Source organism: Arthrobacter sp. JCM 19049 (assembly GCF_001310435.1).
The window spans coordinates 1-808 of the sequence record NZ_BAXF01000773.1 but is presented as its reverse complement, the minus strand read 5'-3'; the positions used below and the strand labels follow the sequence as shown (position 1 = coordinate 808).

General features: G+C 67.9%; 2 protein-coding genes. Both read left to right on the top strand.

What is annotated here, in order from left to right; translation table 11 throughout:
* The first annotated feature begins 92 nt into the window (after nucleotides 1-92).
* Nucleotides 93-323 (top strand): hypothetical protein, encoded by a 231-nt coding sequence (locus JCM19049_RS16150; protein WP_054822053.1) that lies wholly within the window; start codon nucleotides 93-95, stop codon nucleotides 321-323.
* Nucleotides 324-377: 54 nt separating this feature from the next.
* Nucleotides 378-808, top strand: a 431-nt coding sequence (locus JCM19049_RS16145) for an FAD-binding oxidoreductase (RefSeq protein ID WP_279403427.1), incomplete at its 3' end; no start/stop codon positions are given.

The following is an 808-nucleotide window of genomic DNA, read 5'->3' as shown; positions in this document are numbered from 1 at the left end:
CCAGTAGCCTCCCGCCCTTCCCATCCCGCCCTTCCCCGGTAGGTTGCGCGAACACCCAGCCCCGTGGGGGCGGATCAGGAGGATGGGATCTGATGCAGGTCTGGCCCCGCAACGCGGCTCTGACGCTGCTGCTGATCGCCCTGGCACTGTTGGCCGTCTTTCAATGGCTGCCGGCGTTGCTGCTCTTCCCCGCCGCCGGTGCCTGCTGGTTTGGAACCAGGCGCCGCCCACGGGCCAGCGGCGTGGCGAATACTGAATTCCTTGCGCCGTTCAGGCGGCGGAACGCGGCCATTGCCAGGAAGGTGTCGCCCGCCTACGCTTAGCTGCAAGTGGGCCCGTCTTCGCCGGCCCGAGGTTGCAACGGGGCGGTGCGTTAGATGATCAACGGGCAGGTTTCACACTGGTGGGAACAACTGGGCAGCCCCCAGCCGCGTCCGGCGCTGCCCGGGTACCTGTCCACCGACGTGGCCATCGTCGGCGGCGGATTCACCGGCCTGTGGAGCGCCTACTACCTGAAAAAGCTGCAGCCGCTGCTGCGCGTGGTGGTGCTTGAACAACGCCACGTCGGCTACGGGGCCTCGGGACGGAATGGAGGGTGGCTGACCAACTCCATCACCGGCGGTCGGCAACGCCACGTGGCCCGCTTTGGTCGCAGTGGCGCCGAGGCGTTCCAGCAGGCCATGAACCGCAGCGTGGATGAGGTCATCGACGTCTGCCGGGCCGAGGGGATCGACGCCGACATTCAGCGCGGCGGGGAATTCCAAGTTGCCTACACCCCGGCCCAGGAGGCCCGGCTGCGCGCGGATTT